The following is a 22,004-nucleotide window of genomic DNA, read 5'->3' on the forward strand; positions in this document are numbered from 1 at the left end:
ACTCACAAGAAGGGCATCCGTATGTCACAGACAGTGGTCAACCTGCCGTTCAGTCGGCAGGAGTACGCCCAGCGCCTGGCCAAGACCCGCGCTGCCATGCAGGCACAGGGCCTGGAGCTTTTGCTGGTAACCGATCCATCGAACATGGCCTGGCTCACCGGCTATGACGGCTGGTCGTTCTACGTGCACCAGTGCGTGCTGCTGGCGCTCGATGGCGAGCCGGTCTGGTTTGGCCGCGGCCAGGACGCCAACGGCGCCAGGCGCACGGTGTTCATGCAGCACGACAACATCGTCGGCTACCCGGACATCTATGTGCAGTCACGCGAGCGCCACCCGATGGACTACCTGTGCCAGGAGGTGATTCTGGCCAAGGGCTGGGGCGGCCTGAGCATCGGCGTGGAGATGGACAACTACTACTTCAGCGCGGCGGCTTACCAGGCGCTGTGCAAGCACTTGCCGCAGGCGCGTTTCAGCGATGCCGCCGGGCTGGTCAACTGGCAGCGGGCGGTCAAGTCGCCGCAGGAAATCGAATACATGCGCATCGCTGCGCGCATCGTCGAAAAGATGCACGGGTGCATCCTCGAGCGTATCGAGCCCGGCATGCGCAAGAACGAGCTGGTGGCCGAGATCTACCGCAGCGGCATCCTCGGTGTCGATGGCCATGGCGGCGACTACCCGGCGATCGTGCCGTTGTTGCCGACTGGCGCTGATGCCAGCGCGCCGCACCTTACCTGGGACGATTCCCCGTTCACCCGCGGCGCCGGCACGTTCTTCGAGATTGCCGGCTGCTACAAGCGCTACCACTGCCCGCTGTCGCGCACCGTGTACCTGGGCAAGCCGCCGCAACACTTTCTCGATGGCGAAAAGGCGGTGGTCGAAGGTATCGCGGCCGGCCTCGATGCCGCGCGGCCAGGCAACACCACCGGTGACATCGCCAGGGCGTTCTTCCGCGTGCTGGAGAAGTTCGGCATACACAAGGACAGCCGCTGTGGTTACCCGATCGGCATCAGCTACCCGCCAGATTGGGGCGAGCGCACCATGAGCCTGCGCCCGAGCGACACCAGCGTGCTGCAACCGGGCATGACCTTCCACTTCATGCCGGGGCTGTGGATGGATGACTGGGGCCTGGAGATCACCGAAAGCATCCTTATCACCGAGACCGGGGTCGAGACCCTGTGCAACGTGCCGCGCCAGCTGTTCGTGAAGGACTGACCCATGAATGCGATCGCACAGGCCGCCGCCACGGTGGCCAACCCCATCACCTGTACCTTGGATTTCGAGCAGGACGGCGTGCAGCACGGCTTCCTCAAGCTGCCGTACTCGCGTGACGACTCGGCCTGGGGGGCGGTGATGATTCCGCTGACGGTGGTCAGGAACGGCAATGGCCCGACAGCCTTGCTCACGGGCGGCAATCACGGTGACGAATACGAAGGCCCGGTGGCGCTGAGCAAGCTGGCCCAGCAGCTGCAGGCCGGGCAGGTAAGCGGGCGGGTGATCATCGTGCCGTTCATGAACACACCGGCGTTCCAGGCGGGCACCCGCACCTCGCCGATCGACCGGGGCAACCTCAACCGCAGCTTCCCTGGCCGGCCTGATGGCAGCGTGACGGAAAAGATCGCCGACTATTTCCGCCGCACCTTGCTGCCGTTGGCCGATATCGTCCTGGACATCCACTCCGGTGGTCGCACCCTCGATTTCCTGCCGTTCGCTGCATGCCATGTACTGCCCGACAAGGCCCAGCAGGCCCGCTGTGAAGCCGGCATGCGGGCCTTCGCCGCGCCCTACAGCATGCGCATGCTCGAGCTGGATGCGCAGGCGATGTACGACACCGCGGCAGAAGAGCAGGGCAAGGTGTTCATCACCACCGAACTGGGCGGTGGTGGCACCTCCACGGCGAAAAGCGTGGCCCTGGCGGAGCGTGGCGTGCGCAATGTGCTGATTCACGCCGGCATCCTCGCCGGCGAAGTGGAGCAGGGCGAGACAACCCTGCTGGACATGCCCGATGGCGATTGCTTCATCGCCAGCGAGCACGACGGCTTGCTGGAGATGTGCCGCGACCTGGGCGAAACGGTCAGCCAGGGTGAAGTGATCGCCCGTATCCATGACATCCGCCGCACCGGCAGTGCCCCGGTCGAGTACCGCGCCCGCCGCAGTGGCTTGCTCGCAGCCCGGCACTTTCCCGGGCTGGTGCAGTGCGGCGACACCCTGGCGGTGATCGCCGACGTACTGGCCTGAACCTGGCGCCAAGACAACGAGGTATGGAGAACAGTCATGTCACACCACTACCCATTCAACAGCCTGTGCCACGTCGATGGCCAATGGCTGCACAGCCACAGCGGCAACAGCATCGCCGTGCATGACCCGGCCAACCGCCAGGTGATCGGCCATGTGCCACTGCTTGACCACGAGCAGATCGTCGCTGCAGTGGATGCCGCCCATCGGGCTTTCACGGCCTGGCGCCAGCAGAGCCTGGACAGCCGCGCTGCGCTGTTGCGGCGCTGGGCCGAATTGATGCTCGAGCACCAGGAGGCGCTGGCGCGCATTCTCAGCGAGGAGCAGGGCAAGCCGCTGGCCGAAGCACGCGGTGAAATCGCCTATGCGGCAAGCTTCATCCCCTGGTTTGCCGAGGAGGCCCGGCGCCTCAACGGGCAGACCATCCCCAGCCATATTGCGGGTGCCCAGCTGAGTACGCTGAAGGAGCCCGTCGGGGTCTGCGCGCTGCTCACCCCGTGGAACTTCCCCAGCGCCATGATCACCCGCAAGGCGGCTGCGGCGTTGGCGGCCGGCTGCACGGTGGTGGTCAAGCCGGCCCACGAAACACCGTTCTCGGCGCTGGCCCTGGCCCAGCTGGCAGAGGACGCCGGCTTCCCGCCGGGGGTGTTCAACGTGGTGATCGGCGAGCCGCAGATGGCCATGGAAACCCTGGTGCGCGACAGCCGCGTGCGGGCGGTCAGCTTCACCGGCTCGACCCGGGTCGGCAAGCTGGTGCTGCAAGCCGCGGCTCAGGATGTGAAGAAAGTGGCGCTGGAGCTGGGCGGCAACGCGCCGTTCATCGTCTGCGCCGATGCCGACCTGGAGCTGGCCGTACGGGTGGCCGTGGCAGCCAAGTTCCAGACGTCTGGCCAGGACTGCTGTGCGGCCAACCGGATCATGGTGCAGCGGCCGTTGTACGAAGCATTCCTGGTGCGCTTCGCAGAAGCAGTGCGGGCGCTGAAGGTTGGCCCGGCGATGGTCGATGGCGAGGAGACAGCGGCAGAGGTCGGCCCGCTGATGCACCAGGCCGCCTTCGATGCCACCCAGGCCCGGGTCGAGGACGCCCTGCAGCGTGGCGCCCGGCGCCTGGTCGGTGGCGAGGGCCATGCGCTGGGTGGCTGGTTCTTCCAGCCGACGGTGCTTGCCGATGTCACGCCGGCGATGCGCATCTACCAGGAAGAAAACTTCGCGCCGATTGCCGGGGTCATGCCGTTCGACACGCTGGAGCAGGCCATCACCATGGCCAATGACACCGAGTACGGCCTGGCTGCCTACATCGTCGGCAACCGCCTCGATGTCGTGCACCCGCTGGTGCGCCGGCTCGACCACGCGATGGTGGCGATCAACGGCGTCAAGTTCACCGGCCACCCCATCCCGTTCGGCGGCATGAAAGCCTCGGGCCTGGGCCGCGAAGGCGGCAGCGAGGGCTTCGAACCCTTCGTCGAAACCAAATACGTTTGCTTGCACCACCACGGTCAGTTCTAAGGAGTGTTTGCCATGAGCCAAGATTACAGCCAGCTGTTCGATCAGGACCGCGCCCACTTCATGCACCCTTCGACCCATGCCCATGACCACGCCAGCGGCGCGCTCAAGGGCCGGATCATCACCGGTGCCGAGGGCATTCGCCTGCGTGACCACGAAGGCCGCGAACTGATCGACGCCTTCGCCGGCCTGTACTGCGTGAACATCGGTTACGGGCGTACCGAGGTCGCGGACGCCATCCATCGCCAGGCCAAGGAGCTGGCGTATTACCACACCTACGTCGGCCACTCGACCGAGGCGATCATCGAGCTTTCCAGCCGTATCATCGACTGGGCGCCGGCCGGGATGAAAAAGGTCTATTACGGCTTGTCGGGGTCCGATGCCAACGAGACCCAGGTCAAGCTGGTGCGTTACTACAACAACATCCTGGGGCGTCCACTCAAGAAGAAGATCATCTCGCGCGACCGTGGCTATCACGGCTCGGGCATCATGACCGGCAGCCTTACCGGCCTGCCCAGCTTCCACCAGCATTTCGACCTGCCGGTGGAGGGCGTCAAGCATACGGTCTGCCCGCACTGGTACCGCAAGGCACCGGCCGGCATGGACGAGCAGGCCTTCGTGCGCTACTGCGCCGACGAGCTGGAGCAACTGATCCTGGCCGAAGGCCCCGACACCGTCGCCGCGTTCATTGGCGAGCCGCTGATGGGCACCGGTGGCATCATCGTGCCGCCCAAGGGTTACTGGCAGGCGATCCAGGCGGTGCTTGATCGCTACGACGTGCTGTTGATCGCCGACGAAGTGGTGTGCGCCTTTGGCCGCCTGGGCTCGAAGATGGGCAGCCAGCGCTACGACATCCGCCCGGACCTGATCACCACGGCCAAGGGCCTGACCAGCGCCTATGCGCCTCTGTCGGCCGTGATCGTTGGCGAGAAGGTGTGGAACGTGATCGAAGAAGGCTCGCAGAAAGCCGGCCCCATGGGCCACGGCTGGACCTACTCCGGGCATCCGATTTGCGCAGCGGCGGCGCTGGCCAACCTGGATATTCTCGAGCGCGAGAACCTGACCGAGAATGCCGAAGTGGTGGGGGCTTACCTCAACCGGCGCATGCGCGAAACCTTCGAAGGCCACCCGCTGGTAGGTGAAGTACGGGGTGACGGCATGCTTTGCGCGGTCGAGTTCATGGCCGATCGCGAGGCGCGCACGGCGTTCGACCCGGCGTTGAAAGTAGGGCCACAGGTGTCGGCAGCGTGCCTTGAGCGCGGGATGATTGCCCGGGCCATGCCGCATGGTGACATTCTCGGTTTTGCACCGCCGTTGGTGCTCAGCCAGGAGGATGCCGAGCAGATCGTCGCCATCACCAAAGCGGCGGTCGATGAGGTGGCTGGCAAGGTGCTCGGCTGAGCATTGCAGGGGCCGCCGTGCGGCCCCATCGCCGGCCTCGGCAGGCGAACCGACTGACGGTCCCACCCACCCCTCATCCTTGCCTACGCTGATAATCCCAACCTGCTGAAGCAAGGAGAACCGTCATGGCCTTCCAATACAAGCGTCTGGACAAGAACAACGCCGCCGTGCTGCTGGTCGACCACCAGACCGGCCTGCTCTCGCTGGTAAGGGACATCGACCCCGACCGCTTCAAGAACAACGTCCTGGCCCTGTCGGACCTGGCCAAGTACTTCAAGCTGCCGACCATTCTCACCACCAGTTTCGAGACCGGCCCCAACGGCCCGCTGGTGCCCGAACTGAAAGAGCAGTTCCCCGACGCCCCGTACATCGCCCGCCCCGGCAACATCAACGCCTGGGACAACGAGGACTTCGTCAAGGCCGTCAAGGCCACCGGCAAGAAGCAGCTGCTGATCGCCGGCGTGGTGACTGAAGTGTGCGTGGCCTTCCCGGCACTGTCGGCTCTGGAGGAGGGCTTCGAGGTATTCGTCGTCACCGACGCCTCCGGCACCTTCAACGAACTGACTCGTGACTCGGCCTGGCGGCGCATGGAGGCCGCCGGTGCGCAACTGATGACCTGGTTCGGCGTGGCCTGCGAGCTGCACCGTGACTGGCGCAATGACATCGAAGGGCTGGGGACCCTGTTCTCCAACCATATTCCGGATTACCGCAACCTGATGACCAGCTACAACAAGCTGGCCAAGTAATCCGGCCTCGAGGCCACACCCTACCCTGTGGGAGCAACTGTCTTACTCGATTTCTAAAGGCTGGCGCGTTCCTGTGGGAGCGGGTTCACCCGCGAATGCGTCAGTGAAGCTGCCGACGCTTTCGCGGGTGAACCCGCTCCCACAGTCAGCCGAATACCCAACAAATCAATCGACTAGACGCACAACCTGCGAAAACAACAAGCGAAGCGGCAAACTGCCATGGATCGACCATACTGACTCTTCATTCGCCCTCAGGAGAGTGCCATGTCGAAGTCGTCCAGGAAGAAAGACGCCAAGGACCAGTCGGAGAAATTGGGCGGCAAGGCCTACGAGAAGGAACTCAAGCAGCTGCATGTGGAATTGGTGAAGCTGCAGGAGTGGGTGGTGGCCAAGGGCCTGAAGGTGTGCATTGTCTTCGAGGGCCGCGACGGTGCCGGCAAGGGCGGTACCATCAAGGCCATCACCGAGCGTGTCAGCCCCAGAGTATTCCGCGTGGTGGCACTGCCGGCGCCGACCGAGCGGGAAAAGACCCAGATGTACCTGCAGCGCTATGTCGGCCATCTGCCGGCCGCAGGTGAAGTGGTGATCTTCGATCGCAGCTGGTACAACCGTGCCGGGGTCGAACGGGTGATGGGCTTCTGCTCGAACGAACAGGCCGACCGGTTCCTGGCTGGCGTGCCGCTGTTCGAAAAGGTCATGGTCGAGTCGGGCATCATCCTCATCAAGTACTGGCTCGAGGTCAGCGCCGAAGAGCAGACCCGGCGCCTGCAGGACCGCATCAACGACGGCCGCAAGCTGTGGAAGCTGTCGCCCATGGACCTCAAGTCCTACACCCGCTGGGATGACTACACACAGGCCCGTGATGAGATGTTTGCCGCCTCGGATACCGCTTGGGCGCCCTGGTTCATGGCCCACTCCAACGACAAGCGGCGTGCCCGGCTGAACATCATCAGCCATCTGCTGACACGCATTCCCTACAAGGACATCACCCGAGAGCAGGCAGTGAAGCTGCCCAGACGCGGCAAGATCGGCAAGTACAAGGCCGTTGCCTACCCGTTCAAAGAAGTGGAACAGCGTTTCTGATCCCCTCCCTGCGGGGAGCAGCGAGGGTGCAAACCTATGCCACATGACGGCAGCCTGCTACAGGCGACGGTGGTGTTTTTGCTGGCCGTGGTACTTCTGGTACCGCTGGCGCAGCGTTTGAAAATGGGGGCGGTGCCTGGCTATCTGCTGGCGGGCATTCTGATAGGGCCATCGGTGTTTGGCCTGCTGAACAACCCGGATAACGTGGCGCGCCTGTCGGAGATGGGCGTGGTGATGCTGCTGTTCGTCATCGGCCTGGAGCTGTCGCCGCGGCGTTTGTGGAGCATGCGCCGCGCGTTGTTTGGCGTTGGCTCGCTACAAGTGGGCCTGAGCGCTGTGGTGCTTGGCCTGCTGGCGTACTGGCTGTTCGACCAATCGAAGCCGGCTGCCATCGTGCTGGGGGTGGGCCTTGCGTTGTCGTCCACCGCGTTTGGCCTGCAGGTACTGGCCGAGCGCAAGGATCTGGGCAAGCCGCACGGCCGCCTCGCTGTGGCGATCCTGCTGTTCCAGGACATTGCCGCGATCCCGCTGATTGCCGTGGTGCCACTGCTCGGTGGTGATGTCAGTACCGCCGACGAAGGTGCCTGGCCGATGCTGGCGGTGGCGGTTGGCATAGGTGTGGTGATCATCTTTGGCCGCTACCTGCTGACCCCTGTCTTCAAATGGACAGTCGGTTCGGGCCTGCCCGAACTGTCTACCGCTACCGCCTTGCTGGTGGTGCTGGGCACCGCCTGGGTGATGGAGCACGTGGGTGTGTCCATGGCACTGGGGGCATTTCTTGCGGGCGTCCTGATGGCCGAGTCGCCTTTCCGCCACGAACTGGAATCCCAGATCGAGCCCCTCAAGGGTTTGCTGCTGGGGCTGTTCTTCGTCGGGGTGGGGATGAGCGCCGACCTGCGTCTGCTGTTCGGCATGCCGTTGCTGGTGCTGGGGCTGACCCTGCTGCTGGTGGTCATCAAGCTGCCGCTGCTGTATGGCCTGGGGCGCATGGCCGGTGGGCTCAACCAGGCCCAGGCATTGTGCCTGGGCGTGGTGCTGGCGTCTGGCGGCGAGTTTGCTTTCGTGGTGTTCAAGCTGGCGCTGGACCATCAGGTGCTGGCGCAGCAGGTGCACGACCTGCTGGTGCTGGCCATCACCTTGTCGATGGCGGTGGTGCCCTTGGTAATGATGGCCCTGGCGCGGCAGTTGCGTGACGACAGCCCAGCCCAGGCAAGCCCTGAAACGGGCCATTGAAACGCGCCACATGGCGCACCTGATTCGGAGGTGAAGCATGCAACCGGGTATCAAGCTGGACAGCAGCCTGTCGCGGGGCTTGCTCGATGTACTCATCAAGGCCGGCCTGGTGGCCGCCCTGGTGATTTTCGCCTTCCAGACGTTCCAGCCGTTCCTGGAGCTGATGTTGTGGGCGGTGATCCTGGCGGTGACCTTGTACCCGTTGCATTGCCGCATCCAGCGCCGCACAGGGCTCAAGGACGGGCTTTCGGCGACGCTGGTCGTTCTACTGGTACTGGTGGTGCTGCTGGTGCCGATCTACCTGGTGGTGATGTCCATCGGCGAATCGGTGGACAGCCTGGTGACGCTGCTCAAGAGCGGTGCCTGGAGCGTGCCGGCACCTCCCGAGTCGGTGGCGGCCTGGCCACTGATCGGGCCGAAGGTGCATGCCCTGTGGCTGGCGGCCTCCGAAAACATGGCCAGTGTGCTGAACCAGTGGATGCCCCAGCTCAAGGGGGCAGGGCGCACGGTACTGGGGGCGGCGGCCAGCGCTGGTGGGGCCTTCCTGCTATTCATCGGTGCAATCATCATCTCGGGGGTGATCATGGCTTTCGGGCAACGCGGTGAAATCGCGGCTCAGCGTATCGCCATGCGGGTATCGGGCGAGGAGCGCGGCAAGCCACTGGCCAAGCTGTGCACAGCCACCATTCGCGCGGTGGCCCAGGGCGTGATCGGCATTGCCTTCATCCAGATGCTGCTGATCGGCGTCGGCTTCGTCATCAAAGGGGTACCGGGTGCCGGGATGCTGGCGATCGTCATCCTCATGCTGGGGATTGCCCAGGCCCCCGCCACGCTGATCACGTTGCCGGTGATCATCTACGTATTCAACGCCGAGGGCTTTACCGTGGCGACCATCATCTTCGCCATCTATACCTTCGTCGCCGGGCTTGCCGACAACGTGCTCAAACCGCTGCTGCTGGGGCGCGGGGTGGACGTGCCGATGCCGGTGGTGCTGATCGGGGCACTGGGCGGGATGGTGGTCAAAGGCATCATCGGCCTGTTCATTGGCCCAGTGATCCTGGGCGTCACTTATGTACTGTTCTGGCAGTGGGTAGCGCTGCAGGTGCCGGAAAACCCCGTCGAACCGACGGCGTGAGCCAAGGACTGCCATGCCCGGACGCGTCTATGGTTGTGCACTGAGCCTGGTGGCCATGTTGGTGGGCTGCACTCAAGTGGGCCCGGACTTCCAGCCGCCGCAAGACCCATGGCTGGGCACCTGGAACACCCCGCTGCTAGAGCAGGCCGGGCAGCAGGCCGCGGCGCCCGACCTGCGCCAGTGGTGGACCGTGTTCGCCGACCCGGCGCTGGATGCCTTGATCGCCGAGGCCGATGCCAATAACAGCAACCTGCGCGTGGCCGGCTTGCGCATTGCCGAAGCCCGCGCCCAGTTGGCCATCGTGCAGACCGGGCGTTATCCACAGCTGCAGCAGGTGCGCGCCCAGAGCCTGTACCTGAAACAGGACCAGTCCGGTACTGCCACCGCTCGCGATTCGGTGTTCTGGCAATCCAGCGCGGGCTTCGACGTCGGCTGGGAAATCGACTTCTGGGGGCGCTTCAGCCGCGCCATCGAAAGCGCCGACGCCGTCTACTTCGCCTCCCAGGCCAACTACGCCGATGCCATGTTGCTGTTGCGTGCGCAGGTGGCCGACACCTACTTTGCCCTGCGCACCGCCGAGGCGCGGCTGGATATCGCCGAAGAGAACGCCCGCCGCCAGGCGCGCAGCCTGGAGATAACCGAGCGGCTGTTCCGTCATGGCGAAAATGACGAACTCGACTGGCAACAGGCGCGTACCCAGTACCTGGCTACCCAGGCCACCATCCCCGAGTTCCAGAACCAGCTCAATGGCCTGCGCAACGTGCTGTGCTCGCTGCTCGGCCGGCCACCCGGGCCGCTGCCACAGCTGGATGCCGGCCACGGCCAGTTGCCGTTACCGGACCGTGCCGTGCTGCAGGACGTGCCCGCCAACCTGCTGCAGCGTCGCCCGGACATCCGTGCCGCCGAGCAGGCGGTAGCGGCGCAATCGGCGCTGGTCGGGGTGGCCGAGGCTGACCTTTATCCACAGCTGAGCCTGCTGGGCAGCATCGGCTGGAGCTTCGTCACGGCCAATCACCTGCCCGATACCTTCGACATCGCCGCCGGGCCCAGCCTGATCTGGAACCCGTTCGACTACGGCCGCCGCAAGAACGCCGTGCGCGTGGAAGACGCCCGCTTGCAGCAACTGATCGAGTTTTATCACCAAGGTGTGCGCGAAGCCGCCCGCGAGGCCGACGATGCCGCCAGCGGGCTGGTGCGTTCGCTGCAGAGCGCAAGCATTCGCGACCAGGCCTCGCAGGCCGCGCAGCGCTCGCTGAACCTGGCCAGTTCGCAGTACCGCGAAGGCTTTGCCGACTTCCAGCGCGTGCTCGACGCCCAGCAACTGCTGCTGCAGCAACAGGACGGCTACCTGGTCAGCCGCGGCAATGCCGTCAGCAGCCTGGTGACGCTGTACAAGGCCCTGGGCGGCGGCTGGGACGCCAGCCGCACACCGATCGACCCGGCCACCCGCCAACAGATGCAGCAACGCACAGACTGGGGCGAACTGCTCGACGAGCCGGGCCCCAGCGCCCATGCACAAGGTGAAACGAAATGAGCGACGCTACGCCGACGCCACCCCCGCCAGCCCCCGATCGCGGCATGCGCTGGGTGCTGCTGCTGATTGCCGTGAGCCTGCTGTGGTACCTGCTGGCCGACCGCTTCACGCCCTATACCCAGCAGGCCCGCCTGCAGGCCTACGTGGTGCCGGTTAGTGCCGAGGTGGCCGGGCAGGTGAAGCGTGTGGCGGTGGGCAACAACCAGGAAGTACGCAAGGGCGATGTGCTGTTCGAACTGGACCAGGAGCAATACCGCATCGCCCTGGCCCGCGCCGAAGCCGACCTGGACGCGGTACGCCGGCAGATCGGCGCTCACACCGCTGGCATCGACTCGGCCCAGGCGGCGCTGGTGGCGGCCCAGGCCAACGAGCGCAAGGCGCGGCAAGACGCCGAACGGCTCAAGCGCTTGATCGATGAAGACCCGGGAACGGTGTCGGTGCGCCGCCTGGAGGGTGCCCAGGCCACCCGCGACCAGGCTATCAGCCAGGTGGCGGCAGCCCGTGCCGAAGTTGAGCGGGCCCGTGAGCAGCAGGGCGGGGCGCAGGACGACAACGCCCAACTGCGCAGCGCGGCGGCCAATGTGGAAAAGGCCCGACTGGACCTTGCGCGCACTGTGGTACGCGCCGATGCAAACGGGCTGATTACCGACCTGCGCACCGACGTTGGCCATTATGTCGGTGCCGGCAGCCCAATGATGACCCTGATCGCCATCCATGACGTGTGGATAAGTGCCGACATGACCGAGAACAACCTCGCTCGGCTGCGCCCTGAAACCCCGGTACTGGTAGTGCTCGATGCGCTGCCCGGCACGGTGCTGAAGGGGCGCATTCGCAGCATCGGCTACGGCGTGAGCGTGGGCCAGAGTAATCCGCCGGGCACGTTGCCGACCGTGCAGAACAGCCGCGAGTGGCTGCGTTCTGCGCAGCGCTTCCCGGTGATCGTCGAACTGGAGCGTGACCAGTTGCAGGACAAGAGCGGTTTGCGGGTTGGCGGCCAGGCCGAAGTCATGGCCCTGCCAAGCGAGGGCAACCCATTGAACCTGCTGGGCCGGCTGTTCATGTGGCTGATGAGCTGGCTGTCGTATGCCTATTGAGCTGCGCCGCCTGCGCGCCCTGCGCCTGGCATGGGGCGTGGCGCTGTGCCTAGCGGTGAGTTTCGGCATCGGCCTGCCGGTGCCGATCCTGGCGCCGGTATTTGCGGTGCTGTTGCTGGCCATGCGCAGCCAGCCCTTGCCCCTGCGTGCGGCACCGGCCCTGGCGGTGCTGGTGCTGCTTGCCTGTGGCAGCGGGCTGCTGCTGATTCCGCTGTTGCGCCATGCCCCGGCGAGTGGGGTGTTGTTGGTGGGGGGTGGGGTTTTCCTGACCTTGCGTTATGCGCTGAAAGGCGGCAACGGCCTGCTGGCCAATTTGCTGGTGATCGGCCTGACCATGATTGCCGCCGCCGGCACCAGCGACTTCACCCTGGCGCTGTCGGTGGTCGAAGCGCTGGCCAAAGGCATGCTGCTGGCGGTACTGGGTAGCGCTGCAGCACATGTGCTGTTTCCCGAGCCGGCCGATGCGCCGGCACAACCGGCACCGCCTCTGCTCGATAGTGATCAGGTGAGCTGGGTCGCCTTGCGTGCCACGTTGATCGTCATGCCGGCCTTTTTGCTGGCGCTGATCGCCCCGGACCAGTACATGCCGCTGATCATGAAGGCAGTGAGCCTGGGGCAGCAGGCCGGCGAAACCCGCGCGCGGCATGCCAGCCGCGAGCTGATCGGCTCGACCTTGCTTGCCGGGTTGCTGGCGATACTGACGTGGGGCGCGTTGAGCCTGTTCGTGCACCTGTGGATGTTTTTCCTGTGGGTGCTGCTGTTCGTCCTTTGGCAGGGGCGCAGGCTTTACCGTGCGGTGGATACCAGGCAAAGCCCGGCATACTGGGTGAGTTGCCTGACGACCATGCTGATCTTGCTGGGGCAGTCGGTGCAGGACAGCGCGGGCGGGCAGGATGTGTATCGTGCCTTTGCCGTGCGCATGGCGTTGTTCCTGGCGGTGTCGGTGTATGCCAGTGCCATGCTCATATGGATTGATCGGCTTCGGACAAGGCGTGGGCTTGTTCGCGGGTAAACCCGCTCCCACAAGGATTGTGTGATCCCATGGGCAACGCCATGCCTGTGGGAGCGGGTTCACCCGCGAAGAGGCCAGTCCAGGAAAACCTAGGGCTTCCAGTCAACCCCACTCTCTTCCAGATAGGCATCCACCGCCGCACCGACAGTGGGATGAAACGCCGACTCCCCCATATGCTCGAACAACTCGAACCGCCGCATCTTGTCCTTTACCGGGTCCTTCATCTCGGCAAATTGCAACTCCACCCCCCGCGCCTCCAGCGCCCGGTCCAGCTCGGCCAGCATGTCTGCCGAGGTGATATCGATGCTGGTCACCGGCTCCGCCGCAATCACCAACCGTTGAACCGGGGTAGGTGATGCGTCCACCGCCGCCATCACCGTGCTCTGGAACTGCTCGGCATTGGCAAAGAACAGCGGCGCGTCCCAACGCAGCAGCACCAGCCCCGGAATGCGTCGGGCCTGTGGATAACGCTGCACATCATGGTAACCGCGGGTGCCATCCACCCGTCCCAGCACCGCATGATGCGGCCGCCAGCCGTCCCACAGGAATTCGATCACCGATATCGCCACGGCAATGCAGATACCGGGAATGGCCCCGAATACCGCTACGCCGACGAAGCAGGTGAACGACAGCCAGAATTCCCATTGCTGCATGCGGAAGATGCGCTTGAGGTCGGCAAACTCGAACAGGCCCAACGCTGCGGCGATTACCACCGCCGCCAGGGCGCTGTTGGGCAGGTGTTGCATCAGGTTGGGCGCGACCAGCAGCAACAGGGTTACCGCCAGCGCGCCGATGATACCGGTAAGTTGGGTTTTCGAACCCGCCGCCTCGGCCACCGGGGTACGCGACGAGCTGCTGCTGATCGGGATGCCCTGGAACAGTCCGGAGGCCAGGTTGGCCACACCCAGGCCGAACATTTCCTGGTTCGGATTGACCGGCATCTTCATGCGCGCGGCATAGGAGCGCGACAGCACGCTGGTATCGGCGAACGACACCAGTGCCACCGCGATGCCGCCTAGCAATACTTCCACCAGGTCGATATCGTTGACCCAGGGGAAGACCAGGCTGGGTAGCCCCTGGGGCAGTTCGCCGAGCACTTTCACGCCTTGCTGGTCGAGCCCCAGCAGGCTCACCGCCAGCGTAGCCGCCACCACCGCAATGAGAATGCCCGGCAAGCGCTTGAACGGCTTGAGCAGCAGGATCAGCGCCAGGCTACCGCCACCGACTACGAAGCTTGGCCAATGGCCCTGGCCGGCGAGCAAGGCCTGGATCAGGTTCCAGGTATCCCGCAGCGGGCCCTGGCTGTCGACCGACAGGCCGAACAGTTTGGGCAACTGACTGATCAGCACCGTGAGGGCAATGCCATTCATGTAGCCATAGCGGATCGGCTTGGACAGCAACTCTGTGATGAAGCCCAGGCGCAGCAAACCGGCGATCACACAGAACGCCCCGGCAACCAGGGCCATCATGCTGGCGATGGCGATAGCCCGTTGCGGCTCGCTGGCGGCATATTGCACCACCACCGCCAGGATCGGCGCGGCCAGTGCCGAGTCCGGGCCCAGTACGAGGATGCGGCTGGGGCCGAACAGGGCATAGGCCAGCAGCGGGATGATGGTGGCGTACAGGCCATAGATTCCGGGTACGCCGGACGCTTCGGCATAGGCGATGCCCACCGGCACCAGCATGGTGGTGAGCACCAGGCCGGCGGCGATGTCTTTGGGTAGCCAGGCGGGTTGGTAGTGGAGCAGGGTGACCAGGCCGGGAAGCCAGCGTTGCCAGTCGAGGCGGGGTTTTTCGGGCATGATGCGCGCGTCCGGGGGAGGGTGCTGAATCACAGCTTAGATGCTGAATTCCGGGGCCGCTTTGCGATCATTTCGCGACACAAGGCTGCTCCCACAGGGGACGCGCGCCCTGCCAAATGCCAGAAAAAACAAAACCCCTTGAGGCGTTGGCCTCAAGGGGTTTGTGGGTACTGCAGGCTGGCGCTTAGACGTTGAAGCGGAAGTGCATCACGTCACCGTCCTTGACAATGTAGTCCTTGCCTTCCAGGCGCCATTTTCCGGCTTCCTTGGCACCGCTTTCACCCTTGAACTGGATGAAGTCGTCATAGGCCACCACTTCAGCGCGGATGAAGCCTTTTTCGAAATCGGTGTGGATAACCCCGGCTGCCTGCGGAGCAGTGGCGCCGACGCGGACGGTCCAGGCACGTACTTCCTGCACGCCGGCAGTGAAGTAGGTCTGCAGGTTCAGCAGCTCGTAACCGGCGCGGATCACGCGGTTCAGGCCAGGCTCTTCCAGGCCCAGGGCCTCGAGGAACATGTCCTTCTCTTCACCGTCGTCCAGCTCGGCGATTTCCGCTTCGATCTTGTTGCACACCGGCACCACTACCGCGCCTTCTTCCTCGGCGATGGCCTTGACCACGTCCAGGTGCGGATTGTTGTCGAAGCCGTCTTCGGCCACGTTGGCGATGTACATGACCGGCTTGCTGGTCAGCAGGTGGAAACCGCGAATGACCGCCTTGTCTTCGGCGCTCATGTTCTTCATCAGGCTGCGCGCAGGCTTGCCTTCGGTGAAGTGCGGGATCAGCTGTTCGAGGATGGCCTTCTGCGCCAGGGCTTCCTTGTCGCCGCCCTTGGCGTTGCGGGCAACCTTCTGCAGTTGCTTCTCGCAGCTGTCGAGGTCGGCGAAGATCAGTTCGAGGTCGATGATCTCGATGTCGCGCTTGGGGTCGACGCTGTTGGAAACGTGGATCACGTTCTCGTCTTCGAAGCAGCGCACCACGTGGGCAATGGCGTCGGTTTCGCGGATGTTGGCGAGGAACTTGTTGCCCAGGCCTTCACCTTTCGAGGCACCAGCCACCAGGCCGGCGATGTCGACGAACTCCATGGTGGTCGGCAGGATGCGGTTTGGCTTGACGATTTCAGCCAAGGCATTCAAGCGCGCATCGGGCATCGGCACGATGCCGCTGTTAGGCTCGATGGTGCAGAAGGGGAAGTTCTCCGCCGCGATGCCAGACTTGGTCAGGGCGTTGAACAGGGTGGACTTGCCGACGTTGGGCAGGCCGACGATGCCGCAATTGAAACCCATGGGTATTCCCCTCTCTAAAGGAAATCAGGCCTTCTGGCTGTGCAGCTCGCGCATCGCCTTGGCAAAGTCGCCGGCAAGCACGTCCGGCAGCACGCCGAGGGCAAAATCGATGCTGGCGTCGAGCTTCTCCTGCTCGGCGCGCGGCGCGCGGCCCAGGACGAAGTTGGAGACCAGTTTGGCGTCGCCCGGGTGGCCGATGCCAAGCCGCAGGCGGTGGAAGTCGTTCTGGTTGCCGAGCTGCGCGATGATGTCGCGCAGGCCGTTGTGCCCACCATGGCCACCGCCGCGCTTGAGCTTGGCGACGCCCGGAGGCAGGTCGAGTTCGTCATGCGCCACCAGGATCGCCTCCGGCTTGATGCGGAAGAAATTGGCCAACGCCGCCACGGCCTGGCCGCTGCGGTTCATGTAGGTGGTGGGGATCAACAAACGAACGTCGTTGCCCTGATGGCTGAATTTAGCCGTCAGGCCGAAATACTTTTTGTCAGCGGTCAGCGAAACGCGCTGGGCGCTGGCAATGCGTTCAACGAAAAGAGCCCCTGCGTTATGCCGGGTCTGTTCGTATTCGGGGCCGGGGTTACCCAGGCCGACGATCAACTGGATGGCGGTCACGTCAGGGGCTCTTCCTTGGAGTTGGTGGGTTACAGGGCGCGCGGCACTGTAACCCGATCAACGCCGGCGTGCGAGTGGATTACTCGGCAGCGCCTTCTGCTTCTGGAGCAACGCGTGGAGCGTGAACGTTGGCAACAGCTTTGTCATCACCGTGGGCCAGAGCTACGAACTCTACGCCTTTCGGAGCTTTCAGGTCCGACAGGTGGATGATGGTGCCGATTTCAGCGTTGGCCAGGTCGACTTCGATGAACTCAGGCAGGTCTTTGGCTTCGCAGGAAACTTCGATCTCGGCTTCTACGTGGGAGATCTCGCCGCCTTTCTTGACCGGGGCTTCTTCGTTGATGAAGTGAACCGGTACCTTGGCGGTCAGTTTCTGGCCAGCAACGACGCGAATGAAGTCGGCGTGCATGATGAACTGCTTGGCTGGGTGACGCTGCATGGCCTTGATGATGACGTTCTGCTTGACGCCGTCAACGTTCAGCTCGATTACGTGGCTGAAGGCAGCTTCGTTTTCGAACAGCTTGGTGATTTCCTTGGCCAGGATGGTCAGGGACTGAGCTTCCTGGTTACCACCGTAGACAACGGCTGGGATGTTCGCGGAGTGACGCAGGCGGCGGCTCGCACCTTTCCCCAGGTCAGTACGCGCTTGGGCGTTCAGAGTGAATTCGGTCATTTTGTTTCTCCAAAATAGCCCCCCGAGGGCGTTTGCGACCAGCGCCAACGGGGATGGCAAAAAAGCCCCGCCCCAACAACCAGTGTTGGGGCGGGGCGCTTTTCGTCAGCGTGTGTTCCGCTTAGCGGAACATCGCGCTGATCGATTCTTCGTTGCTGATGCGGCGGACCGCTTCAGCGACAACCGGTGCGATATCCAGCTGGCGGATACGGTCACAGGCTTGAGCAGCGGCGGACAGCGGAACGGTGTTGGTCACCACCAGCTCGTCCAGTACCGACTTCTCGATGTTCTCGATCGCGCGGCCCGACAGGACAGGGTGCGTGCAGTAGGCGTAAACCTTGGCAGCGCCGTGTTCTTTCAGGGCTTTGGCCGCGTGGCACAGGGTGCCGGCGGTGTCGACCATGTCGTCTACCAGGATGCAGGTGCGCCCTTCGACGTCGCCGATGATATGCATGACCTCGGAGTGGTTAGCCTTCTCGCGGCGCTTGTCGATGATACCCAGGTCGACGCCCAGGGACTTGGCGACGGCACGTGCGCGCACGACACCACCGATGTCCGGGGAGACGATCATCAGGTTCTCGAAACGCTGGTCTTCGATATCGTCGACCAGTACGGGCGAGCCGTAGATGTTGTCGACCGGGATATCGAAGAAACCCTGGATCTGGTCAGCGTGCAGGTCGACGGTGAGTACACGGTCGATACCTACGACAGTGAGCATGTCAGCGACGACTTTGGCGCTGATGGCTACACGTGCCGAACGCGGACGGCGGTCCTGGCGGGCGTATCCGAAGTAAGGAATCACGGCGGTGATTCGGGATGCTGAGGAGCGGCGGAAGGCGTCGGCCATCACTACCAGTTCCATCAGGTTATCGTTGGTCGGGGCACAGGTCGGCTGAATAATGAAGACGTCTTTACCGCGGACATTCTCATTGATCTCAGTGCTGATCTCGCCGTCGGAGAACTTACCGACAGAGACGTCACCGAGAGGGATATGCAGCTGACGTACGACACGCCGAGCCAGATCGGGGTTAGCGTTCCCCGTAAAGACCATCATCTTGGACACGCGCAGTACCTGAAGGCTGAGGGTAACCTGGATGAGTATAAGGAAAATGGCAGGGGCGGCTGGATTCGAACCAACGCATGGCAGGATCAAAACCTGCTGCCTTACCGCTTGGCGACGCCCCTGTATCTGTTGCTGCGAACGCTTATGCGCTCGACTTCTTGACCAGACTTTGCAGCTTGCGATGCAACATCGAAACGTTGCTTCCTTTCGCCACAAACCCTGTTTGGGTCGCTGAAAGAAGGGCCAGAACTTTATCAGCTTCGGCTTTGCTTGGGAAGGCCCCAAACACACAACTTCCAGTACCGGTCAGTCGAGCTTCAGTGAATTTACCCAGTGAATTCAACGCATTGCGAACTTCCGGGTAACTCTGCTCTACCACCGGTTGGCAGTCATTTCGACTGTTTCCCTCGGGAACGGGGCGCATCTTAAGGGGGAGCGAATCACGTGTCAACTGTGGATGTGAAAAAATTTCTACTGTGCTGACAGACACTTGCGGCACAAGCACGACATACCACGGCTCTTCCGGGTCGACCGGGGTCAATTGTTCACCCACGCCCTGGGCGAACGCCGCGTGGCCGCGCACGAAAACCGGTACGTCGGCGCCCAGGCTCAGGCCCAGGGTGGCCAGGCGGTCTTCGCTCCAGTCCAGTTGCCACAGGTGGGCGAGGGCCAACAGGGTAGTGGCGGCATCCGAGCTGCCGCCGCCGATGCCGCCGCCCATGGGCAGCACCTTGCTCAGCCAGATGTCGGCGCCCAACGTCGTGCCCGATTGTTCCTGCAGCTTGCGCGCGGCACGCACGATCAGGTTGCTGTCGTGCGGCACCGCCTCGATTTCGGTATGCAGGCGGATCACGCCGTCGTCACGCACGGCGAAGCTCAGCTCGTCGCCGTGATCGAGAAACTGAAAGACGGTTTCCAGCTCGTGGTAGCCGTCCGCGCGGCGGCCGATGATGTGCAGCCAAAGGTTGAGCTTGGCCGGGGCGGGCAGGGTAAGGGTCTGCATGTATCAGTGCCCCAGCTGGCGCGGCTGCCAGTCCTTGACCACCAGGGTCACGTCGAGGTCCTTGCCGTGCAGCTTCAGGCGCTCGGGCAGCCAGTAGCCGTTCTGCTCCGTGTAGCTCAGGTACTGCACCTGCCAGCCATCCTGGTCGAGGCTGGCCAGGCGGCTGTCGCCGTCCAACGTCAGCTTGCTCTTGCTGTCGGGAGCGGGCAGGCCGCGTACCCACCAGACCAGGTGCGAGACCGGCAACTGCCAGCCCAGTTGCTCTTCCAGCAGGGCTTCGGGGCTTGGGGCCTCGTAGCGGCCCTGGTTGGCGACTTCCAGTACCACGCTGCCGGGGCGACCGGTCAGGCGTGCGGCGCCACGGCCCAGCGGGCCGGCCAGGCGGATGTCGTAGTAGTCCTGGCGTTGCAGCCAGAACAGCGTGCCACTGCCGGAGTCGCGCGGGGCACGGATGCCGACCTTGCCGTTGATCTGCCAGCCATCGAGGCTGCTCAGCTGCTCTTTATGGGCGCGCCACTGCTGCGGGTCGCCGTGGCCCTGCAGGGCCTCGCGGCTACCGAAGCCGGCACAGCCGGCGAGCAGGGCGATCAGGGTGAAGGTAATGCAATGGCGCAGGAACATGGCGTTAGAGAGTCTCGGATCCGGTCAGGCGCAGGAGGGTCTTGCGCAGGATGGGGCTGTCGGCCTGGGCTTCGAAGCCCTTGGCCCAGACCTGGCGGGCTTCGCGTCGCTTGCCGTTGGCCCACAGCACTTCGCCCAGGTGGGCGGCCACTTCGTGGTCGGGGAAGCTGGCAAAAGCCTTGCGCAGGTAGGTTTCAGCCTCGTCGAGGTTGCCCAGGCGGTAATTGACCCAGCCCAGGCTGTCGAGTACCGCCGGGTCGTCGGGGGTCAGCTGATGGGCCTTGTCGATCAGCGCCTTGGCTTCGCTGTAGCGGGTGGTGCGGTCGGCCAGGGTATAGCCGAGGGCGTTCAGGGCCATGGCGTTTTCCGGCTCGCGGGTGATGATGGCACGCAGGTCTTTTTCCATCTGCGGCAGGTCGTCACGCTTTTCGGCCAGCATGGCGCGGGTGTACAGCAGGTTGAGGTCGTCCGGGTAGCGCTGGATGGCTTGTTGCAGCACCTGGCTGGCCTGAGTGTCCTTGTTGTTGTTGCTATAGCTTTCCGATTCGATCAGGAACAGCTGGATGGCGTAGTCCGGCTGGGCTTCGCGGGCATCGGCGAGCAGGCGCGAGGCTTCGGTACCACGGCCGTTGGCAATCAGGATGTCGGCCTGGCGCAGTTGCGCCGGCAGGTAGTCGGGGCCGGGGCCGACCAGGGCGTATTCACGCAGGGCGCCTGCAGGGTCGTGGCGCTCCTCGCGGATGCGGCCCAGGTTCAGGTGTGCGGCGTCGACGTTGCTGTCGCGTTCGATCAGCTCCTGCAGGTAGCCCTCGGCTTCATCCCAGTCCTTGTTTTCCAGGCACACCAGGGCCAGCGAATAGCGCAGCTCGTCGTCCTCGGGGTATTGCTGGACCAGGCTGAGGAACTCGCCCTTGGCATCGGCGATGCGGTCCTGTTCGACCAGGGTGCGGGCGTAGGTCAGACGCAGGCGCTTGTCGTCGGGGTTGTCGCGAATCGCCCCGCGCAGCAGAGGCAGGGCCTCCGGGCCACGGTCCAGGGCTTGCAGCAGGCGCGCGCGCAGCAGGATCGGGGCGATTTCGCCGTTTTGCGGCGGGTGCGACTCGAGCAGCTCCAAGGCTTCTTCGGCCTTGCCGTCCTGGTTCAGCAGCAGGGCCTTGCCGAACACCAGCTGGCTGTTGTCCGGGTACTTCACCAGCAGCCGCTCGAAGCTTTGCAGCAGGCCGTCGCGGGTGCTCTGGTCGGTTTCGGCGGCGGACAGGGCGAGGAAATCGAAATGGGTGTCGCCCTGGCCTTGGAGGACTTTTTCCATGTACGTCATGGAGTCGTCATAGCGGCCTGCGCGGGCCAGCTGGATGGCAGCGGCGCGCTGGGCGTCGAGGTTCTGCGGGTCGTTGCGGGCCCAGACCAGCGCGTTGTCCAGTGCCGGTTCGTCGGCGCCGAGGTATTCGGCAATGCGGTAGGCGCGCTCGGATACCCCTGGGTCTTGGGTTTTCGCGGCCTGGTCGGTGTAGTTGGCCAGGGCGATGTCGAAGCGATTGCGCTGGCCAGCCAGCTCCGCCACCAGCAGGCTATAGAGCGTGTCCTGCTTGAACGAGCCATACACCACGGGCTTTTCCACCTCGCTCTTGCCGGCCTCGGCGACGGGAGGCTCGGCTTTTTGCGGGGCCAGGCTCTGGCAGCCCTGGAGCAGGGCGAAGGCAAGCAGCAATGCGTATGGTTTGTTCATAGAAGGCTTTGAGAGGACTCACCGGCGGTCGGAGCATGATGACACAAGCGCGGGGGCAAACCCACCTGTGCTGTGGCTGGTTAACTGCGACCTTTGAGGGGGGGAAGGGTTCCGGGCAGGTTGGTTGTGCCGGGTGTATGGCTTGACACTTTCTGCGCCTTTGAGATCGAGCGCCGCCCGCGCGGCGCTTCGCGGGACAAGCCCGCTCCCACATTTGTTGCAACGTACCGAACTTGTCAGGCCATGGTT

Annotated in this window: 19 protein-coding genes and 1 tRNA gene; 11 read left to right on the plus strand and 9 right to left on the minus strand. The window is 64.0% G+C overall.

What is annotated here, in order from left to right:
• The first annotated feature begins 21 nt into the window (after positions 1 to 21).
• From doeA to R9B85_RS16430, 11 genes are all read left to right on the plus strand, one after another.
• Entirely contained in the window at positions 22 to 1,212 is a 1,191-nt protein-coding gene (gene doeA, locus R9B85_RS16380; protein ID WP_207878459.1) for an ectoine hydrolase DoeA, read from the plus strand.
• Positions 1,213 to 1,215: 3 nt separating this feature from the next.
• Positions 1,216 to 2,235, plus strand: a complete 1,020-nt coding sequence (doeB, locus tag R9B85_RS16385; RefSeq protein WP_112251969.1) for a N(2)-acetyl-L-2,4-diaminobutanoate deacetylase DoeB — start codon at positions 1,216 to 1,218, stop codon at positions 2,233 to 2,235.
• A 36-nt stretch (positions 2,236 to 2,271) separates the two neighbouring features.
• Positions 2,272 to 3,738, plus strand: a complete 1,467-nt coding sequence (locus R9B85_RS16390; RefSeq protein WP_112251970.1) for an NAD-dependent succinate-semialdehyde dehydrogenase — start codon at positions 2,272 to 2,274, stop codon at positions 3,736 to 3,738.
• Positions 3,739 to 3,750: 12 nt separating this feature from the next.
• Positions 3,751 to 5,136: an aspartate aminotransferase family protein gene (locus R9B85_RS16395; protein WP_423770373.1), complete on the plus strand. Its 1,386-nt coding sequence runs from the start codon at positions 3,751 to 3,753 to the stop codon at positions 5,134 to 5,136.
• A 125-nt stretch (positions 5,137 to 5,261) separates the two neighbouring features.
• Positions 5,262 to 5,882 (plus strand): isochorismate family cysteine hydrolase YcaC, encoded by a 621-nt coding sequence (gene ycaC, locus R9B85_RS16400; protein WP_010951959.1) that lies wholly within the window; start codon positions 5,262 to 5,264, stop codon positions 5,880 to 5,882.
• 264 nt (positions 5,883 to 6,146) lie between these two features.
• The gene (gene ppk2 / locus R9B85_RS16405) at positions 6,147 to 6,965 is read left to right on the plus strand and encodes a polyphosphate kinase 2 (protein WP_112251973.1); all 819 of its coding nucleotides are present in this window, start codon (positions 6,147 to 6,149) and stop codon (positions 6,963 to 6,965) included.
• 36 nt (positions 6,966 to 7,001) lie between these two features.
• The gene (locus R9B85_RS16410) at positions 7,002 to 8,198 is read left to right on the plus strand and encodes a monovalent cation:proton antiporter-2 (CPA2) family protein (RefSeq protein ID WP_313852729.1); all 1,197 of its coding nucleotides are present in this window, start codon (positions 7,002 to 7,004) and stop codon (positions 8,196 to 8,198) included.
• 37 nt (positions 8,199 to 8,235) lie between these two features.
• On the plus strand, positions 8,236 to 9,333 hold the full coding sequence (locus R9B85_RS16415; RefSeq protein ID WP_215520276.1) for an AI-2E family transporter: 1,098 nt from the start codon (positions 8,236 to 8,238) through the stop codon (positions 9,331 to 9,333).
• 13 nt (positions 9,334 to 9,346) lie between these two features.
• Positions 9,347 to 10,867, plus strand: a complete 1,521-nt coding sequence (locus tag R9B85_RS16420) for an efflux transporter outer membrane subunit (RefSeq protein WP_423770374.1) — start codon at positions 9,347 to 9,349, stop codon at positions 10,865 to 10,867.
• Positions 10,864 to 11,961 carry an HlyD family secretion protein gene (locus tag R9B85_RS16425; protein WP_112251977.1) on the plus strand — a complete coding sequence of 366 codons (1,098 nt, stop codon included), beginning with the start codon at positions 10,864 to 10,866 and terminating at the stop codon, positions 11,959 to 11,961. Before R9B85_RS16420 ends, R9B85_RS16425 begins: the two co-directional genes overlap by 4 nt.
• Complete coding sequence (locus R9B85_RS16430; protein WP_423770375.1) at positions 11,951 to 12,973, plus strand: DUF2955 domain-containing protein; 1,023 nt, start codon at positions 11,951 to 11,953, stop codon at positions 12,971 to 12,973. Before R9B85_RS16425 ends, R9B85_RS16430 begins: the two co-directional genes overlap by 11 nt.
• Positions 12,974 to 13,062: 89 nt before the next feature.
• Here R9B85_RS16430 and R9B85_RS16435 read toward each other — a convergent pair whose 3' ends face one another.
• From R9B85_RS16435 to R9B85_RS16475, 9 genes are all read right to left on the minus strand, one after another.
• Entirely contained in the window at positions 13,063 to 14,775 is a 1,713-nt protein-coding gene (locus R9B85_RS16435) for a SulP family inorganic anion transporter (protein WP_112251979.1), read from the minus strand.
• A gap of 184 nt (positions 14,776 to 14,959) precedes the next feature.
• Positions 14,960 to 16,060 carry a redox-regulated ATPase YchF gene (ychF, locus tag R9B85_RS16440; protein ID WP_016713314.1) on the minus strand — a complete coding sequence of 367 codons (1,101 nt, stop codon included), beginning with the start codon at positions 16,058 to 16,060 and terminating at the stop codon, positions 14,960 to 14,962.
• Between the two features lie 24 nt (positions 16,061 to 16,084).
• Entirely contained in the window at positions 16,085 to 16,669 is a 585-nt protein-coding gene (pth, locus tag R9B85_RS16445; protein WP_009686183.1) for an aminoacyl-tRNA hydrolase, read from the minus strand.
• 79 nt (positions 16,670 to 16,748) lie between these two features.
• Positions 16,749 to 17,342 carry a 50S ribosomal protein L25/general stress protein Ctc gene (locus R9B85_RS16450; RefSeq protein ID WP_112251980.1) on the minus strand — a complete coding sequence of 198 codons (594 nt, stop codon included), beginning with the start codon at positions 17,340 to 17,342 and terminating at the stop codon, positions 16,749 to 16,751.
• Positions 17,343 to 17,463: 121 nt separating this feature from the next.
• Positions 17,464 to 18,405, minus strand: a complete 942-nt coding sequence (locus R9B85_RS16455) for a ribose-phosphate pyrophosphokinase (protein ID WP_003247410.1) — start codon at positions 18,403 to 18,405, stop codon at positions 17,464 to 17,466.
• A gap of 47 nt (positions 18,406 to 18,452) precedes the next feature.
• Positions 18,453 to 18,527: transfer RNA gene (locus R9B85_RS16460), tRNA-Gln, on the minus strand.
• 20 nt (positions 18,528 to 18,547) lie between these two features.
• Positions 18,548 to 19,408 carry a 4-(cytidine 5'-diphospho)-2-C-methyl-D-erythritol kinase gene (gene ispE / locus R9B85_RS16465; protein WP_112251981.1) on the minus strand — a complete coding sequence of 287 codons (861 nt, stop codon included), beginning with the start codon at positions 19,406 to 19,408 and terminating at the stop codon, positions 18,548 to 18,550.
• A gap of 3 nt (positions 19,409 to 19,411) precedes the next feature.
• Entirely contained in the window at positions 19,412 to 20,029 is a 618-nt protein-coding gene (gene lolB / locus R9B85_RS16470) for a lipoprotein insertase outer membrane protein LolB (protein ID WP_085626905.1), read from the minus strand.
• Between the two features lie 4 nt (positions 20,030 to 20,033).
• Entirely contained in the window at positions 20,034 to 21,755 is a 1,722-nt protein-coding gene (locus tag R9B85_RS16475) for a tetratricopeptide repeat protein (RefSeq protein ID WP_112251982.1), read from the minus strand.
• Positions 21,756 to 22,004 lie beyond the last annotated feature (249 nt).

This window comes from Pseudomonas sp. NLJ1 (assembly GCF_049486705.1).
GTDB lineage: Bacteria > Pseudomonadota > Gammaproteobacteria > Pseudomonadales > Pseudomonadaceae > Aquipseudomonas > Aquipseudomonas inefficax.

Coding starts and splice junctions, on each gene's coding strand:
- ispE (WP_112251981.1), bottom strand. CDS start 19,408: ATGCAGACCCTTACCCTGCCCGCCCCGGCCAAGCTCAACCTTTGGCTG.
- doeB (WP_112251969.1), top strand. CDS start 1,216: ATGAATGCGATCGCACAGGCCGCCGCCACGGTGGCCAACCCCATCACC.
- R9B85_RS16475 (WP_112251982.1), bottom strand. CDS start 21,755: ATGAACAAACCATACGCATTGCTGCTTGCCTTCGCCCTGCTCCAGGGC.
- R9B85_RS16420 (WP_423770374.1), top strand. CDS start 9,347: ATGCCCGGACGCGTCTATGGTTGTGCACTGAGCCTGGTGGCCATGTTG.
- lolB (WP_085626905.1), bottom strand. CDS start 20,029: ATGTTCCTGCGCCATTGCATTACCTTCACCCTGATCGCCCTGCTCGCC.
- R9B85_RS16425 (WP_112251977.1), top strand. CDS start 10,864: ATGAGCGACGCTACGCCGACGCCACCCCCGCCAGCCCCCGATCGCGGC.
- R9B85_RS16410 (WP_313852729.1), top strand. CDS start 7,002: ATGCCACATGACGGCAGCCTGCTACAGGCGACGGTGGTGTTTTTGCTG.
- R9B85_RS16450 (WP_112251980.1), bottom strand. CDS start 17,342: ATGACCGAATTCACTCTGAACGCCCAAGCGCGTACTGACCTGGGGAAA.
- R9B85_RS16395 (WP_423770373.1), top strand. CDS start 3,751: ATGAGCCAAGATTACAGCCAGCTGTTCGATCAGGACCGCGCCCACTTC.
- R9B85_RS16415 (WP_215520276.1), top strand. CDS start 8,236: ATGCAACCGGGTATCAAGCTGGACAGCAGCCTGTCGCGGGGCTTGCTC.
- R9B85_RS16390 (WP_112251970.1), top strand. CDS start 2,272: ATGTCACACCACTACCCATTCAACAGCCTGTGCCACGTCGATGGCCAA.
- ycaC (WP_010951959.1), top strand. CDS start 5,262: ATGGCCTTCCAATACAAGCGTCTGGACAAGAACAACGCCGCCGTGCTG.
- R9B85_RS16435 (WP_112251979.1), bottom strand. CDS start 14,775: ATGCCCGAAAAACCCCGCCTCGACTGGCAACGCTGGCTTCCCGGCCTG.
- ychF (WP_016713314.1), bottom strand. CDS start 16,060: ATGGGTTTCAATTGCGGCATCGTCGGCCTGCCCAACGTCGGCAAGTCC.
- doeA (WP_207878459.1), top strand. CDS start 22: ATGTCACAGACAGTGGTCAACCTGCCGTTCAGTCGGCAGGAGTACGCC.
- R9B85_RS16430 (WP_423770375.1), top strand. CDS start 11,951: ATGCCTATTGAGCTGCGCCGCCTGCGCGCCCTGCGCCTGGCATGGGGC.
- ppk2 (WP_112251973.1), top strand. CDS start 6,147: ATGTCGAAGTCGTCCAGGAAGAAAGACGCCAAGGACCAGTCGGAGAAA.